The organism is Streptomyces sp. NPDC056224 (assembly GCF_042267665.1).
Classification (GTDB): domain Bacteria; phylum Actinomycetota; class Actinomycetes; order Streptomycetales; family Streptomycetaceae; genus Streptomyces.
Genome location: NZ_JBHJTK010000025.1, coordinates 34699 through 48994, shown reverse-complemented (window position 1 = coordinate 48994; position 14296 = coordinate 34699). Strand labels below are relative to the sequence as shown.

13 protein-coding genes are annotated in these 14296 nt (G+C 70.8%); 3 read left to right on the top strand and 10 right to left on the bottom strand.

Going from position 1 to position 14296, the window contains the following annotated elements:
• Window positions 1-30 precede the first annotated feature (30 nt).
• Entirely contained in the window at window positions 31-1329 is a 1299-nt protein-coding gene (locus ACFCZ1_RS25515) for an MFS transporter (protein ID WP_376680583.1), read from the top strand.
• A 102-nt stretch (window positions 1330-1431) separates the two neighbouring features.
• A complete protein-coding gene (locus ACFCZ1_RS25510) occupies window positions 1432-2145 on the top strand; it encodes a L,D-transpeptidase family protein (RefSeq protein ID WP_376680582.1) in 714 nt (237 codons plus the stop codon).
• Here the strand turns inward: ACFCZ1_RS25510 and ACFCZ1_RS25505 are convergent.
• On the bottom strand, window positions 2121-3497 hold the full coding sequence (locus ACFCZ1_RS25505; protein WP_376680581.1) for an MFS transporter: 1377 nt from the start codon (window positions 3495-3497) through the stop codon (window positions 2121-2123). The genes ACFCZ1_RS25510 and ACFCZ1_RS25505 overlap by 25 nt on opposite strands.
• A gap of 179 nt (window positions 3498-3676) precedes the next feature.
• Between ACFCZ1_RS25505 and ACFCZ1_RS25500 the strand changes: the two genes are divergently transcribed.
• Entirely contained in the window at window positions 3677-4681 is a 1005-nt protein-coding gene (locus ACFCZ1_RS25500) for a sigma-70 family RNA polymerase sigma factor (protein ID WP_376680580.1), read from the top strand.
• Here ACFCZ1_RS25500 and ACFCZ1_RS25495 read toward each other — a convergent pair.
• The 9 genes from ACFCZ1_RS25495 to ACFCZ1_RS25455 all read right to left on the bottom strand — a co-directional run bounded on the left by ACFCZ1_RS25495 (window position 4568) and on the right by ACFCZ1_RS25455 (window position 14271).
• Entirely contained in the window at window positions 4568-4903 is a 336-nt protein-coding gene (locus ACFCZ1_RS25495) for an STAS domain-containing protein (protein ID WP_376680579.1), read from the bottom strand. The two genes, ACFCZ1_RS25500 and ACFCZ1_RS25495, sit on opposite strands and share 114 nt — an antisense overlap.
• Window positions 4904-4953: 50 nt before the next feature.
• A complete protein-coding gene (locus ACFCZ1_RS25490; RefSeq protein ID WP_376680578.1) occupies window positions 4954-5544 on the bottom strand; it encodes a Uma2 family endonuclease in 591 nt (196 codons plus the stop codon).
• A gap of 94 nt (window positions 5545-5638) precedes the next feature.
• Window positions 5639-6916: a thymidine phosphorylase gene (locus ACFCZ1_RS25485; protein ID WP_376680577.1), complete on the bottom strand. Its 1278-nt coding sequence runs from the start codon at window positions 6914-6916 to the stop codon at window positions 5639-5641.
• A 100-nt stretch (window positions 6917-7016) separates the two neighbouring features.
• Complete coding sequence (locus ACFCZ1_RS25480; RefSeq protein WP_376680576.1) at window positions 7017-7406, bottom strand: cytidine deaminase; 390 nt, start codon at window positions 7404-7406, stop codon at window positions 7017-7019.
• Window positions 7403-8668 carry an ABC transporter permease gene (locus tag ACFCZ1_RS25475; protein WP_376680575.1) on the bottom strand — a complete coding sequence of 422 codons (1266 nt, stop codon included), beginning with the start codon at window positions 8666-8668 and terminating at the stop codon, window positions 7403-7405. The genes ACFCZ1_RS25480 and ACFCZ1_RS25475 overlap by 4 nt, the downstream gene beginning before the upstream one ends.
• On the bottom strand, window positions 8665-9780 hold the full coding sequence (locus ACFCZ1_RS25470) for an ABC transporter permease (protein ID WP_376680574.1): 1116 nt from the start codon (window positions 9778-9780) through the stop codon (window positions 8665-8667). Before ACFCZ1_RS25470 ends, ACFCZ1_RS25475 begins: the two co-directional genes overlap by 4 nt.
• Complete coding sequence (locus ACFCZ1_RS25465) at window positions 9777-11483, bottom strand: ABC transporter ATP-binding protein (RefSeq protein WP_376680573.1); 1707 nt, start codon at window positions 11481-11483, stop codon at window positions 9777-9779. The genes ACFCZ1_RS25470 and ACFCZ1_RS25465 overlap by 4 nt, the downstream gene beginning before the upstream one ends.
• A 209-nt stretch (window positions 11484-11692) precedes the next feature.
• Window positions 11693-12760, bottom strand: a complete 1068-nt coding sequence (locus tag ACFCZ1_RS25460) for a BMP family protein (RefSeq protein WP_376680572.1) — start codon at window positions 12758-12760, stop codon at window positions 11693-11695.
• 218 nt (window positions 12761-12978) lie between these two features.
• Window positions 12979-14271, bottom strand: a complete 1293-nt coding sequence (locus ACFCZ1_RS25455; RefSeq protein ID WP_376680623.1) for an amidohydrolase — start codon at window positions 14269-14271, stop codon at window positions 12979-12981.
• Between the last annotated feature and the right edge of the window lie 25 nt (window positions 14272-14296).

The following is a 14296-nucleotide window of genomic DNA, read 5'->3' as shown; positions in this document are numbered from 1 at the left end:
GCATGAAAAACACGGGCCTACCTTCGAGGTATGTCTCCCGCTCATACCGGGGCACCCGTCATCCCGGGTGCCTCCACCGCGTCGTTTCCGGACCCCGAGACCAGCACCCCCGAGGGCCGGGAGCCCGGCCGTCCTGGATACCGCCGGATGAGCCTCGCGCTCTTCGCCGCCGGACTCGCCACCTTCGCCCTCCTCTACTCCACCCAGGCTCTGCTGCCCGCGATCTCGGACGGCTTCGGGGTGACGGCGGGTCAGGCCAGCTGGACGGTGTCCGCGGCCACCGGCGCGCTCGCGCTGTTCGTCCTGCCGCTCAGCGCGCTGTCCGAGCGGTTCGGGCGCACCCGGATGATGACGTGGTCGATGGCGGTGGCGGTGGGGGTCGGCCTGCTGGTGCCCTTCGCGCCGAGCCTGGAGTGGCTGGTGGCGCTGCGTGCCGTCCAGGGCGCGGCGATCGCCGGGATCCCGGCCTCCGCGATGGCGTACCTGGCGGAGGAGGTCAAGCCGAAGGCCCTGGTCGGGGCGATCGGTCTGTTCGTCGCGGGCAATTCCATCGGCGGGATGAGCGGCCGCCTGGTCACCGGCTGGGCGGCGCAGCTGGGCGGCTGGCGGGCGGGTCTGCTGGCCGTCGGGCTGATGTCGCTGGCCTGCGCGGCGGCGTTCCTGGTGCTGCTGCCCCGGGCGCGGTTCTTCCGTCCGGCGTCGCTGAACCCGCACGCGCTGGGGCGTACGGTCGCCGGTCACCTGCGTGATCCGCTGCTGCTGCGGCTGTACGGGATCGGCGCCCTGTTCATGACCGTGTTCGGCGCCGTGTACACCGTGATCGGCTACCGCCTGGTGGACGAGCCGTTCTCGCTCGGGCAGGGCGTGGTCGGGTCGGTCTTCCTGATCTACCTGGTCGGTACGGTCTCCTCGGCCGCCGCCGGGCAGCTCGTGGCCCGCACCGGCCGCCGGGGCGCCCTGTACCTGGCGGTGACCACCACGGCGCTCGGGCTGCTGCTGTCGCTGTCCGACTCCCTGACCGCGGTCCTGACCGGCCTGGTCCTGATCACGGCGGGCTTCTTCGCGGGGCACGCGGTGGCCTCCGCCGCGGTGAGCCGGACCGCGAGGTCGGGCCGTGCGCAGGCCTCCGCGCTCTACCAGTCCGCGTACTACCTGGGCTCCAGCGCGGGCGGCACCCTGGGCGCGCTCGCCTACCACTCGGCCGGCTGGGCGGCCACCGTCGGCATCGCGCTGCTGGCCGTGCTCGGCGTCGTCTCGATCACGCTGTACGGGTCGCACGCGGCCCGCGCGGAGCGGCGGATGCCGGCTCCGGTGGTGGCCGCGCGCTGAACAACTCGCGGCAAAGGCTGGGAAATACCTCCCTCCCCCGTGCAACTCGCGCCGTTTTCGGGGCATTCAACACGGAGACGCACACGCGAAGGGGAGGACCGGATGGGGAGGCTGACGACGCGCCTGGGCGCGGGGCGGCGGGCTGCCGTGGTGTTCGCAGGGGCGGTGGCGCTCGCGCTGCCGATGGTGGTCGCGGGCGGCACAGGGGCGCGGGCCGCCTCCTGCAACCTCACCACGGGGCCGTACCAGCGGCAGGTGGAGGGGTTCCTGGGGCGGCCGGTGGACGGCAGGCAGTCGGCGGCCGACTGCTCGGCCGTCAGGGCCTTCCAGACGAGCCACGGGATCACCCCGGCGCAGGGTTACGCCGGGCCGCTGACCTGGCGGACGATGAGCACCATGCTGGCCCAGCGGGCGGCCGGCAGCACTCCCAACAGGGCCGGTGCCTGCCCGGTGGACCGGGGGCGCATCGCCTGCGTGGACCTGACGCGCCAGCTCAGCTGGATCCAGGACGGCGCCACCCTGAGGTACGGTCCGGTCCCGGTCCGCACGGGCAAGGACGGCACGGAGACCCGGACCGGCCTGAAGAAGATCTACTACCGGAGCATCGACCACTGGTCGACGATCTACGACGTGGCCATGCCGTACGCACAGTTCTTCGACGGCGGCATCGCCTTCCACTCGACCCCCAAGAGCATGTGGAACCCGCCGGGTTCGGGCGGCTGCGTGAACATGCGGCCCGCCGACGCCAAGGCGTACTGGAACCTGCTGGGGAACGGCGAGGACGTCTACGTCTACGGCCGCAAGCCCGGCACGTAGGGCCTGTCGGACTCCGCCAGGGCGTCCAACCGCCGCAGGCTGGCGCGTCGTTGCACGAGGGACAGCCCCGCCACCGCCGCCCCGAGGGCCAGCCAGCCGGCCGGGCCCGCCGTCATCACCACGCCGGTCAGCAGCAGGGGGCCGGCCGACTTCTGGACGGACTGGGCCATGCCGGCCACGCCGAGGTACGAGGCGCGCGCCTCCCGGGGCGCGAGGGAGACCGCCAGCTCCCAGGAGCTCACCGAGCGCATCAGCTCTGCCGCGGTGGCCAGCACGGCCGCCACGAGCAGGGCCGCCGAGGCGGTCCAGACCCCGCCCCCGGTGGCGGTGGCGAGGAGGACGCAGCACGCGAGCGTCGTCGCCCCGTACGCGGCGACGGCTCCCGCCGCCCGGCGGGGGCCGCGGACCCGCGCCGACACGCGCAGCTGCAGGGCGACGACGAGGACGGTGTTGACGACCAGGAACGCCGGGACCAGGGCGTGCGGGGCCGTGGTGTGGTGCACCAGCCACAGGGGCAGGCCGACGCCCAGGATCGAGTCGTCCAGGTTCATCGGGATGTCCAGCAGGGCGAACCGGAGGTAGCCGCGGTCCCGCCAGGGACTGCGCCCGGCGACCCCGGGCGCCCCGGGCTCCCCGGGCGCCCCGCGCCTCTCGGCCGTCCCGGCCGTCCCGGCCGCCGCCTCACGGGGCCCGTCGCCGGGCCCTGCGGCCACGAACCCGCGGCCGCGCGGCTCACGCGTGCGCCACACCAGGGCGGCGGCCACGAGGAACGACAGCGCGTTGGCCAGGATCAGCACCTGGTAAGCGCCCCGGGTCCCGACGGCGAGGCCGATCGCGGCGAGGCCCGCGCCGAGCGCGTACCCGGCGTTCGCCGAACTGCGCGACAGCGCCTGGTAAGTGGAGCGCCGCTCGCCCGCGACCCGGGTCGCGAAGAGCATCTCCAGCGTCTTGGCCGCCCGGTCGCCCAGGTACGTGACCGCGACCACGAGCAGCAGCACGTCGAAGCGGGTGACCAGCAGCAGGGCGCACAGGGTGGCGAGGCGGAGCAGGTGGCAGCCGATCAGCAGGGACCGCACCGGGAAACGGTCGGCGAGGTGGCCGGCCAGCGGCGATCCGGCGATGCCCGCCACTCCGGCCGCGCCCACCAGCAGGCCGAGCCGTCCGGCGTCCAGTCCGACGACGAAGGTGAAGTACAGGACGCTGGACGCGGCCCATACGCCCGTACCGGCGCGGTCCAGCAGCTGGGCCAGCAGCATGATCCGCGCGTCGCGGCCTCCCGGCGGCCGGCGCAGCTGCGCCAGCAGGCCGGGTTCCCCCCGCCTCGCCTTGTGGGTCTCCGTGCCGCGCCGCATCCCGGGCCTCCCCCGTCACCGCCGATGTATCTCGACGTCGAGATACATTGCGGAAGCCTGCCCGAGATCAATCTTGACGTCAAGATACTTGATGTCGATAAACCGCGTGTCCGGCTGCGGCTGTCAGACCCCTCCGGTAGTTTCCGGACTACCGGGAACTACCAGGGGGATGAACGGACATGAGCGACCTCGCCACCAACACGGACCTGGACGCCGCGCTGGACCGCTACCGGGTCGAGCTGACCGGGTACTGCTACCGGATGCTCGGCTCGTCCTTCGACGCCGAGGACGCGGTGCAGGACACGTACGTCCGCGCCTGGCGCAGCTTCGAGAAGTTCGAGGGCCGCTCCTCGCTGCGGTCGTGGCTGTACCGGATCGCCACCAACGTCTGCCTGGACCTGCTGAAGGCGGGGAACAGGCGGGCCCGGCCCATGGACCTGTCCGCCCCGCAGCACCAGGCCTCCGCCGTGCTGAACGAGCGGCCCGAGGTGACCTGGCTGGAGCCGGTGCCGGACGGGCGGGTCCTGCCGCAGACCTCCGACCCGGCGGAGATGGCGCTCGCCAGGGAATCCGTGCGGCTGGCGTTCGTCGCGGCCCTCCAGCACCTGCCGGCCAAGCAGCGGGCGGTGCTGATCCTGCGCGAGGTGCTGGCCTGGAAGGCGGACGAGGTCGCGACGCTCCTGGACACCACGGTGGCGTCGGTGAACAGCGCCCTGCAGCGGGCCCGGGCCACGCTGGACGGCGGCCGGATCCGCGCGAGCGAGCCCGCCGACCCGCTGGACGCCGACCAGGCGAAACTGCTGGAGCAGTACCTGACCGCCTTCGAGGCGTACGACATCTCGCGGCTCACCACGCTCCTGCACGAGGACGCGGTGCTGTCGATGCCGCCGTTCGACCTGTGGCTCCAGGGCCACGAGGACATCGCGGCCTGGCACCTGAACCAGGGCATCGGCTGCAAGGGCTCCCGTCTGGTGCCGACCACGGCGAACGGCATGCCGGCCTTCGGCCAGTACCGGCCGGCCGCCTCGGGATCGGGTCACACGCCGTGGGCGCTCCAGGTACTGGAGATCTCAGAAGGCAAGATCGTCGGGCTCAACGCCTTCCTGGACACCGCCCGGTGGTTCCCGCTCTTCGGGCTCCCCGAGCAGCTCGACGAGACCGACGAGGTGCAGCAGCGCGCGTAGCTCGGGTCCGGCGCCGGTCACCCGAAACGGCCGGTCCCGGGCGGTGAGCCGCAGCCGGGCCAGCGCTTCGACGGCGCCCAGGTCCGGCATGGTGACGGTGGCGGCATCGCACACCACCGCCACCGCCCCGGCGTCGTACAGCCGGGCCAGGCTGGCGCACAGCAGCACGGCGTCGCGCGCGGTCGGGCTGGGTCCGGGCAGGACGAGTCGGGTGATCTCCACGAGAGGGTGACTGCCCGGGCCACCGGAACTCATCGGCAGGCCGTGGCCGCCTACGGGCGAGGAAAGCCGAAGGTATCGAGAGTGAGGTCGAACGGCTCGGGGAGATGAACGGTCTCGCCGAACTTGCCCGCGTGCAGGAGGCGGTACTTGCCGTCGCTGGGCTCGCCGTAGAGGTGGATGGTGGGACTGCCCGTCGCGTGCGGGTCGATCAACAGGTAGAGCGGTACGCCCGCCGCGGCGTAGCCGTTCAGCTTGGAGACGCGGTCGTTGACGGCGTTCGACTTCGAGGTGATCTCGACGATTAGCTCGGCGGCGGCCGCGGGAACGAAGTTCTCCCCTTCCGGGACCGTCTCCCTCGGCACGACCGCGAGGTCCGGGATGTAGAGACCGCTGCGGCTCGGGACGGCCACGTTGAGGGTCTGGTGGACGCCCCAGTCGTCGGGGATGACCGTGTACAGGCGGCGTTGCACCGACTCCGCGATCAAGTTGTGGTTGTTGACGGGCGGTGGTGCCACGGTGATGATCCCCTCGATGATCTCCACCTTGCAGCCCTCCGGCGAGTCCATCTCCTCCCAGAGGCGGACGACCGAATCCCAGTCGTCACCGCTCGGAGGCTGGTGCTCGACTGCGAGTGCGCTCATGGTGTGCTCCTATCGCTTCGTCACCGATCCCAGCATGCCGAACGGGACCGGCAAGGGTCTACCGGTCCCGTTCACCCGAATGAGAAGCCGCAGGTCAGGCGATGCGGTCCAGGACGATCGGCGTGGCGGAGAAGGCCGTGCCGGCCGGGGCGATGTCGTAGGAGCCGTCCAGGGAGGCCAGGGCGTACTCGAACTTCTCCGGGGTGTCCGTGTGCAGGGTCATCAGCGGCTGGCCCGCCGTCACCGTGTCGCCCGGCTTCGCGTGCAGCTCGATGCCCGCGCCCGCCTGCACCGGGTCCTCCTTGCGGGCACGGCCCGCGCCGAGGCGCCAGGCGCCCACGCCCACCGCGTACGCGTCGAGGCGGGTCAGGACGCCCGAGGCCGGGGCCGTCACCACGTGCTGCTCGCGCGCGACCGGCAGCGCCGCGTCCGGGTCGCCGCCCTGGGCCGCGATCATCCGGCGCCAGTGGTCCATCGCGGAGCCGTCGGCCAGGGCCTTCGCCGGGTCGGCGTCCTTGATGCCCGCCGCGTCCAGCATCTCCTTGGCCAGCGCGATGGTCAGCTCGACCACGTCGGCGGGGCCACCGCCCGCCAGGACCTCCACCGACTCGCGGACCTCCAGCGCGTTTCCGGCGGTCAGGCCCAGCGGCGTGGACATGTCGGTCAGCAGTGCGACGGTCTTGACGCCCGAGTCGGTGCCGAGGCCCACCATGGTCCGCGCCAGCTCGCGCGCGTCCTCGATGTTCTTCATGAAGGCGCCGCTGCCGACCTTGACGTCCAGGACGAGCGAGCCCGTACCCTCGGCGATCTTCTTCGACATGATCGAGGAGGCGATCAGCGGGATGGCCTCGACCGTGCCCGTCACGTCGCGCAGGGCGTAGAGCTTCTTGTCCGCCGGGGCCAGGCCGTCGCCCGCCGCGCAGATGACCGCGCCGGTGGTGTCCAGGACGTGCAGCATCTCCTCGTTGGAGAGCAGCGCGCGCCAGCCCGGGATGGACTCCAGCTTGTCGAGGGTGCCGCCGGTGTGGCCGAGCCCGCGGCCCGACAGCTGCGGAACGGCCGCGCCGCAGGCGGCGACGAGCGGGGCCAGCGGCAGCGTGATCTTGTCGCCGACGCCACCCGTCGAGTGCTTGTCGGCGGTCGGGCGGGAAAGGGAGTCGAAGTTCATGCGCTCACCGGACGCGATCATCGCAGCGGTCCAGCGGGCGATCTCGGTCCGGTTCATCCCGTTCAGCAGGATGGCCATCGCCAGCGCCGACATCTGCTCGTCGGCGACGACACCGCGCGTGTACGCGTCGATGACCCAGTCGATCTGCTCGGGGCTCAGCTCACCGCGGTCCCGCTTGGTACGGATGACGGAGATGACGTCCATGTGGTGCTTCCTTCTACGCGCATAGAGAGGGGTGTGGGAGAGGGGTTCCGAAGAAGTACGACGGCCCTTCACCCGGCAGGGCGAAGGGCCGTCGGCACGGCTATCTCAGGTGGTCCGGCCCGAAGGCCTGCGGGAGCATCGCCGAGAGCGGCAGGATGCCCTCCGGCGTGTCCACCTGGAGTTCGGGGCCGCCGAACTCGAAGAGCAGCTGACGGCAGCGTCCGCAGGGGACGAGGGTCTCGCCCTTGCCGTCCACACAGGTGAAGTGGGTCAGGCGACCGCCGCCCGTGGCCTGGAGGGAGGACACCAGTCCGCACTCGGCGCACAGGCCGAGCCCGTAGCTGGCGTTCTCCACGTTGCAGCCGATGACGGTGCGTCCGTCGTCGACGAGGGCGGCGACACCGACCGGGAAACCGGAGTAGGGGGCGTACGCCCGGGACATGGCGTCCCGGGCGGCCAGCCGCAGTGCTTCCCAGTCCACAGACGTCACTTGCCCTGGCCCTTGCGGTACGGCATGCCGTCCGCCTTGGGCATCCGCAGCCGCTGCGCGGAGAGCGCGAGCACCAGCAGCGTGGTGACGTACGGGGCCGCGTCCACGAACTGGCTCGGCACCGCGTCCGTCAGCGAGTACCAGAGGGACAGACCGGCGGCGCACGCCGCCGCGATCGCGCCCTGGAAGTGCTTCTTCTTGTACAGGTGCCAGGCGGCGAGCAGCGCCAGCAGGATCGCGAGGAGCAGCAGCATCGCGTGGACGTTCTCGGCACCGCCGCGCAGCTTGAGGCTGTCGGTGAAGCCGAACAGGCCGGCGCCCAGCGCCATGCCGCCCGGCATCCAGTTACCGAAGATCATCGCGGCGAGACCGATGTAGCCGCGGCCGCCGGTCTGGCCCTCCTGGTAGATGGGGCTGGCGACGATCGACAGGAACGCTCCCGCGAGGCCCGCGAGGGCGCCCGAGACGATCACGGCGATGTACTTGTACTTGTAGACGTTGACGCCGAGCGACTCGGCGGCGATGGGGTTCTCACCGCAGGAGCGCAGCCGCAGGCCGAAGGTGGTGCGCCACAGCACCCACCAGGTACCGGGGATCAGCAGCAGCGCGACGACGGTCAGCAGCGACAGCTCGGTGACCAGGCCGCCGATGACGCCGGCCAGGTCCGACACGAAGAACCAGTGCTTCGCCTGGAGGTCCGCCATCCAGTCGGACAGCCCCGGCACCGTGATCTTGTAGATCGGTTCGACGCGCGGCGACTGCTTGGAGGAGCCGCCCGGCGCCTCGGCGAAGGTGAAGTTCGACAGGTACTGGGTGAAGCCCAGGGCCAGGATGTTCACGGCCACACCGGAGACGATGTGGTTGACGTTGAACGTGACGGTGATGATCGCGTGCAGCAGGCCGCCGAGGGCGCCGCCGATGATGCCCATCGCGACGCCGGTCCACGGACCCCACTGGTAGCCGGCCCATGCGCCGAACCAGGTGCCGAGGATCATCATGCCCTCGAGGCCGATGTTGACGACGCCCGCGCGCTCGGCCCACAGGCCACCGAGGCCGGCGAGGCCGATCGGCACCGCGAGCTGAAGGGCGCCGGAGACCTGGCCGACGGAGGTCAGGTCGTCGGCGCCGCTGATCAGGCGGACCAGCGAGATCAGCGCGAGGCCGCCCGCGATGATCAGCAGGATCCAGGGCAGGGTGAGCTTCTTGCGGCCGCCCGGCTTCTTCGGGGCGGCGCTCGTCGCGGAGACGGTGCTGGTGCTCACGCCGCGACCTCCTTCTCGGTCTTGATGGCGTGGCCTGCGGCCAGCTCCTCGCCGACCTTCTGCTGCTGGCGGCGGATGCCGTAGCGGCGGACGAGCTCGTACGAGACGACGACGGCGATCACGATCAGGCCCTTCATGATCGTGCCGATCTCCTTGGCGTACCCGGCCGTGTCGAGCGAGGCCGAGGCCTTGTCGATGAAGGCCATCAGGAGGGCGGCGAAGAAGATGCCGATCGGGCTGTTGCGGCCGAGCAGCGCGATGGTGATGCCGGTGAAGCCGATGCCGACCGGGAAGGCCAGGCTGTACGTGTGGCTCTCGCCGAGCAGCACCGGCATGCCGGCGAGGCCGGCGACGGCACCGGAGATGAGCATCGAGGTGATGATCATCTTCTTGGCGTCCACACCGGAGGCCTGGGCCGCGGACTCGCTGGCGCCGGTGGCGCGCAGGTCGAAGCCGAAGCGGGTGCGGTTGAGGACGAACCAGTAGACGATGCCCAGGGCGAAGGCGATGAAGGTGAAGCCGTAGATCTCCAGGCCGTCCCCGAGGTCCACGGCCGGGAACCAGCCGGCCTCCGGGATGTCGCCGGTGGTCAGGTCGTTGGAGCCCGCCGGCTGGACGCCGAGGTTCTTCGGCAGGATCAGCCAGGCGATCACGCTGGTCGCGATGGCGTTCAGCATGATGGTGGAGACCACCTCGCTGACGCCGCGCTTGGCCTTGAGGACACCGGCGATGCCGGCCCAGAAGGCGCCGACGCACATGGCGACGAGCACGATCAGCAGGATCTGCAGCGGGCCGGGCAGCGTGACGGCCGCGCCGACGACTGCGGACAGCATCGCCGCGAGGCGGTACTGGCCGTCGACGCCGATGTTGAAGAGGTTCATCCGGAAACCGATGGCCACGGCCAGGGCCGCCAGGTAGTACGTACCGGCCTGGTTCACGATGAGGACCTGGACGTCCTCGTAGCTCGCGTTCTCCACCATCAGGCGCAGCGGCTCGATCGGGTCGACGCCCGTCGCGAGCAGTACGAGCATGGTCAGCAGGAAGGCGGTGACCAGGGCGAGCGCGGGCCCGGCGATGGCGAGGAGCAGCCGGTCCTTGTCGAATTTCTTCATCGGGCCTCGTCCTCCGGTGAGTCGGTACCAGCCTCGGTACCGGCGGCGGAGTGGTTGTCGGGTGCGTCCAGGGTCCCGGAGGCGGCGCCCGTCATGGCGGTGCCGAGCTCCTCGGGGGTGACGGTCGCGGGGTCGGCGTCCGCGACCAGGCGGCCGCGGTAGATCACGCGCAGGGTGTCGGACAGGCCGATGAGCTCGTCCAGGTCGGCCGAGATCAGGAGCACGGCCAGGCCCTCGCGGCGGGCCTCGCGGATGGCGTCCCAGATCTGCGCCTGCGCGCCGACGTCCACGCCGCGGGTGGGGTGGGCGGCGATGAGGAACTTCGGGTTGTGGCTCATCTCCCGGCCGACGATCAGCTTCTGCTGGTTGCCGCCGGAGAGGGACGCCGCGGTGACCTCGATGCCGGGCGTGCGGACGTCGTACTCGCGCACGATCCGCTCGGTGTCCTTGCGGGCGGCCTTCGGGTCGATGATGCCGCGCTTGGAGTTGGGCTTCTCGGTGACGTGGCCGAGGATGCGGTTCTCCCACAGCGGGGACTCCAGCAGCAGGCCGTGCCGGTGGCGGTCCTCGGGGATGTACCCGATGCCGCCCTCGCGGCGCTTGCGCACCGGGGCCTTCGTGATGTCGCGGCCGTCGAGGGTGATCACGCCCGAGTCGGCGGAGTGCATGCCCATCAGGGCGTCGATGAGCTCCGTCTGGCCGTTGCCCTCGACACCCGCGATGCCGAGGATCTCGCCCTTGTGGATGGTGAAGCTGATGTCGTCGAGCAGGAGCCGGCCGGTCTCGACGCTCTCGAGGAGGGCGGAGTCCTGCGGGACCGACGGAACCATGATCTCCGGTTCGGCGACGACGACGTCGGACGCGGCGAGGGTGAGGTGCTCGACGGTCAGCATCGGGACGTCCGTCACCGTGGACTCGCGGGTCTCCGGGGACGGCAGCTCCGCGCCCACCATCAGCTCGGCGAGCTGCTTGGGCGTGGTGTTGCGCGGGTCGGCGGTGCCGACCGTGGTGCCGCGGCGGATGACGGTGATGTCGTCGGCGACCTTCAGGACCTCGCCCAGCTTGTGCGAGATGAAGATGACGGTCAGACCCTCGGCCTTGAGCTCGCGCAGGTTGTCGAAGAGCGCGTTCACTTCCTGCGGTACGAGCACGGCGGTCGGCTCGTCGAGGATGAGGATCTTGGCGCCGCGGTAGAGGACCTTGAGGATCTCCACGCGCTGGCGGTCGGCGACGCCGAGGTCCTCGACGAGGGCGTCGGGGCGCACGCCGAGGCCGTACGCGTCCGAGATCTCCTTGATCTTCCTGCGGGCCTTGGCACCGATGCCGTACAGCTTCTCGCCGCCGAGAACGACGTTCTCCAGGACGGTGAGGTTGTCGGCGAGCATGAAGTGCTGGTGCACCATGCCGATGCCGCGGGCGATGGCCTCGCCGGGGCTGTTGAAGGAGACCTGCTCCCCGTCGATGGCGATGGTTCCCTCGTCCGGCTTCTGCATGCCGTAGAGGATCTTCATCAGGGTCGACTTGCCGGCGCCGTTCTCACCGACGAGGGCATGGACCGTGCCCTTGCGGACGGTGATCGCGATGTCCTTGTTGGCGACGACGCCGGGGAAGCGCTTGGTGATGCCGTGCAGTTCCACGGCGGGGGGCGGGCTGGACGCGTTGATGACGCACTCTCCTTGGCGCGGAAGGAGCTGGAAAGCCAAGTTGGCAGGGGGACAGGGCGGGATCGGCCGGGCGGGTGGGCGGGAGCAGGACGGTACCGCGTCCACGATGCCTCTACGCGCGTAGCACTGTCGAAAGTGAAAACTTGCGGCCAACTGGCCACAAGTTCCCGGAACACGGCTCGGGGCCCGGGAGCGGCAGAGACCGCTTCCCGGACCCCGGAGACCACTACAGCATGTCAGAGACGGCCTTACGGAGCGGTCTTGACCGTGATCTTCTTGGCGATGATGTCGGCCTTCGCCTTCTCGACGGCGGCGAGGACCTCGGTCATCTTCTTGTACTCGGGGTTGGAGTCGGCCAGGCCGACACCGTTCGCGTCCAGGCCGTAACGGATCTCACCGATGGTCGGCTTGCCGTCCACGACCGACTTGATCTCGTTGAAGACGGCCCCGGAGACGTCCTTGGTGACCGAGGTCAGGATGTGGTCCTTGTACTTCGCCAGACCGGCCTGGTTGTACTGGTCGGAGTCGACGCCGATGGCCCACTTGCCCTTGGCCGAAGCGGCCTCGATGGCACCCGAGCCCGCGAGACCGGCAGCGGCGTAGACCACGTCGGCGCCGGCGTCGAGCTGGCCCTGCGCGGCGGCCTTGCCGAGGTCGGGCTTGGAGAAGCCGTCGAAGTTCGGCGGCTGGGTCAGGTACTGGGAGAGCACCTTGGCGTTGGGGTTGGTGTCCTTGACGCCCTGGGTGAAGCCCGCCTCGAACTTCTTGATCAGCGGAACCTCGACGCCGCCGATGAAGCCGACGGTGCCGGTCTTGGACGCCTTGGCGGCGGCGACGCCGGCCAGGTAGGAGCCCTGCTCCTCGTTGAAGACCAGGTTGGCGATGTTCTCGCCGGTCACCGAGGTGTCGTCGATGATGCCGAACGTGGTCTTCGGGAACTTCGGCGCGACCTTCTTGATGGCCGGGGCGTACGAGAAGCCGACGCCGATCACCGGGTTGTTGCCCTTGCGGGCAAGCTCGGTGAGGCGCTGGACCTTGTCGGCCTCGCCCTCACCCTCGGTGGGCTCGGCCTCGCTGCCCTTGACGCCCAGCTCCTTCTCGGCCTTCTGCAGACCGGCGTAGGCGGCGTCGTTGAACGACTGGTCGCCACGGCCGCCGATGTCGTACGCGATGGCGACGCTGGAGGTCTTGGCAGACGAGGACGACGACGGGGAGGAAGAGGTGTCCGAGGACTTCTTACCGCCACAGGCGGTGGCCGAGAGGGCCAGCGCCGCGGACGCGATGCCCACGGTGGCGATCCTGGTGATCCGGCGCAAGGGGAGGCTCCTTCAAAACCTGACCGAAGCGCCACGACCGGCGCTGGTTTCGCGGCGATCGTAACGCGCGTAGATGTCAGTTAAAGGCCCGTTCATGAGTCGTTATCGGATCGTCGCGAACCGGACAGTGACCGATCGGTAACTGTCCTTGCACCCAGCCCTTGTGTACCAAGGGCTGGACACCTCCGGCGGGCGGCGCGCGGATGTTGTACCGGCCTTCAGCCGATCGGCCTCGCCCGGCGCCCGTCGAGCAGTGCGGCGGCCGTGAAGAACTCCACTCCGACGGCGATCGCGGACTCGTCCACGTCGAAGTCGCCGCGGTGCAGATCGTGCTTGGCGGTGTCGCCCGGCGTGCGCACCCCCAGCCGGGCCATGGCGCCCGGGACGTGCTCCAGGTACCAGGAGAAGTCCTCGCCGCCCAGGCTCTGCTCGGTGTCCTCGACCGACTCGGCGCCGCGGCGGACCGACATCGCCTCGCGGAGCAGTTCGGTGACCACCGGGTCGTTGACCACCGGGGGCACTCCGCGGACGTGGTTGATCTCGAACTTGGCGCCGTGCATGGTCGCGACCTCGTCGATCGCCGCGTGGATCATGTCCGGGGCGTCGTGCCAGGCGTTCAGGTCCAGGCACCGCACGGTGCCGGACAGCTCGGCGTGCATCGGGATGACGTTGCAGGCGTGCCCGGCCTCGATCCGGCCCCAGGTGACCGACATGCCCGAGCGGGCGTCCATCCGGCGGGTCAGCAGGGCGGGAACGTCCACGGCCACCCGGGCGGCGGCCGTCACCAGGTCGGTGGTCAGGTGCGGGCGGGCGGTGTGCCCGCCGGAGCCGGAGAGGGTGACCTCCAGCCGGTCGCAGGCCGAGGTGATGGGGCCGGGCCGTAGCCCGATGCGCCCGGAGTCCACCCGCGGGTCGCAGTGGACGGCGATGATCTTGCCCACGCCGTCCAGGACCCCCGCGTCGACGGCCTCGGTGGCTCCGCCCGGCAGCACTTCCTCGGCGGGCTGGAAGAGCAGCCGCACGGGAAGGGGCAGCAGCCCCTGGCGGTCGAGCTCGGCGAGCACCAGTCCGGCGCCGAGGACGACGGTGGTGTGCACGTCGTGGCCGCAGGCGTGGGCGCGGTCGGGGTAGACCGAGCGGTACGAGACGTGCGTCTTGGCATCGGGGATCGGCAGGGCGTCGATGTCCGCGCGCATGGCCAGCATCGGCCGTACCCCGGCGTCCCGTCGCCCGCCACCGCCCTCGAACGTGCTCCGCGCCCCTTCGTCCCGGGTCCCGACGTCACAGACCAGGCCCGTGCCGCCCGCCAGGACCCGTGGTCGCAGGCCGGCTTTCTCCAGCCGGGCCTTGATCGCCGCCGTGGTGCGGAATTCCTGGTGCCCGAGCTCCGGGTGCATGTGCAAGTCCCGGCGGAAGGCGATCAGTTCGGCACGCAGGTGATCCGGAAGCTTGCCGGGCAGCTCGGGCCGCTCGGACACGGCGGGCTGGTCGGTCTGGGACTCGCGGGACATCAACTGGGTCACCTGTTGAAGGGTA

Excerpts from the sequence above, each read along its gene's own strand:
- ACFCZ1_RS25515 (WP_376680583.1), top strand. The coding sequence starts at position 31 with ATGTCTCCCGCTCATACCGGGGCACCCGTCATCCCGGGTGCCTCCACC.
- ACFCZ1_RS25490 (WP_376680578.1), bottom strand. The coding sequence starts at position 5,544 with ATGAGCGCACTCGCAGTCGAGCACCAGCCTCCGAGCGGTGACGACTGG.
- ACFCZ1_RS25510 (WP_376680582.1), top strand. The coding sequence starts at position 1,432 with ATGGGGAGGCTGACGACGCGCCTGGGCGCGGGGCGGCGGGCTGCCGTG.
- ACFCZ1_RS25485 (WP_376680577.1), bottom strand. The coding sequence starts at position 6,916 with ATGGACGTCATCTCCGTCATCCGTACCAAGCGGGACCGCGGTGAGCTG.
- ACFCZ1_RS25500 (WP_376680580.1), top strand. The coding sequence starts at position 3,677 with ATGAGCGACCTCGCCACCAACACGGACCTGGACGCCGCGCTGGACCGC.
- ACFCZ1_RS25470 (WP_376680574.1), bottom strand. The coding sequence starts at position 9,780 with ATGAAGAAATTCGACAAGGACCGGCTGCTCCTCGCCATCGCCGGGCCC.
- ACFCZ1_RS25455 (WP_376680623.1), bottom strand. The coding sequence starts at position 14,271 with ATGTCCCGCGAGTCCCAGACCGACCAGCCCGCCGTGTCCGAGCGGCCC.
- ACFCZ1_RS25505 (WP_376680581.1), bottom strand. The coding sequence starts at position 3,497 with ATGCGGCGCGGCACGGAGACCCACAAGGCGAGGCGGGGGGAACCCGGC.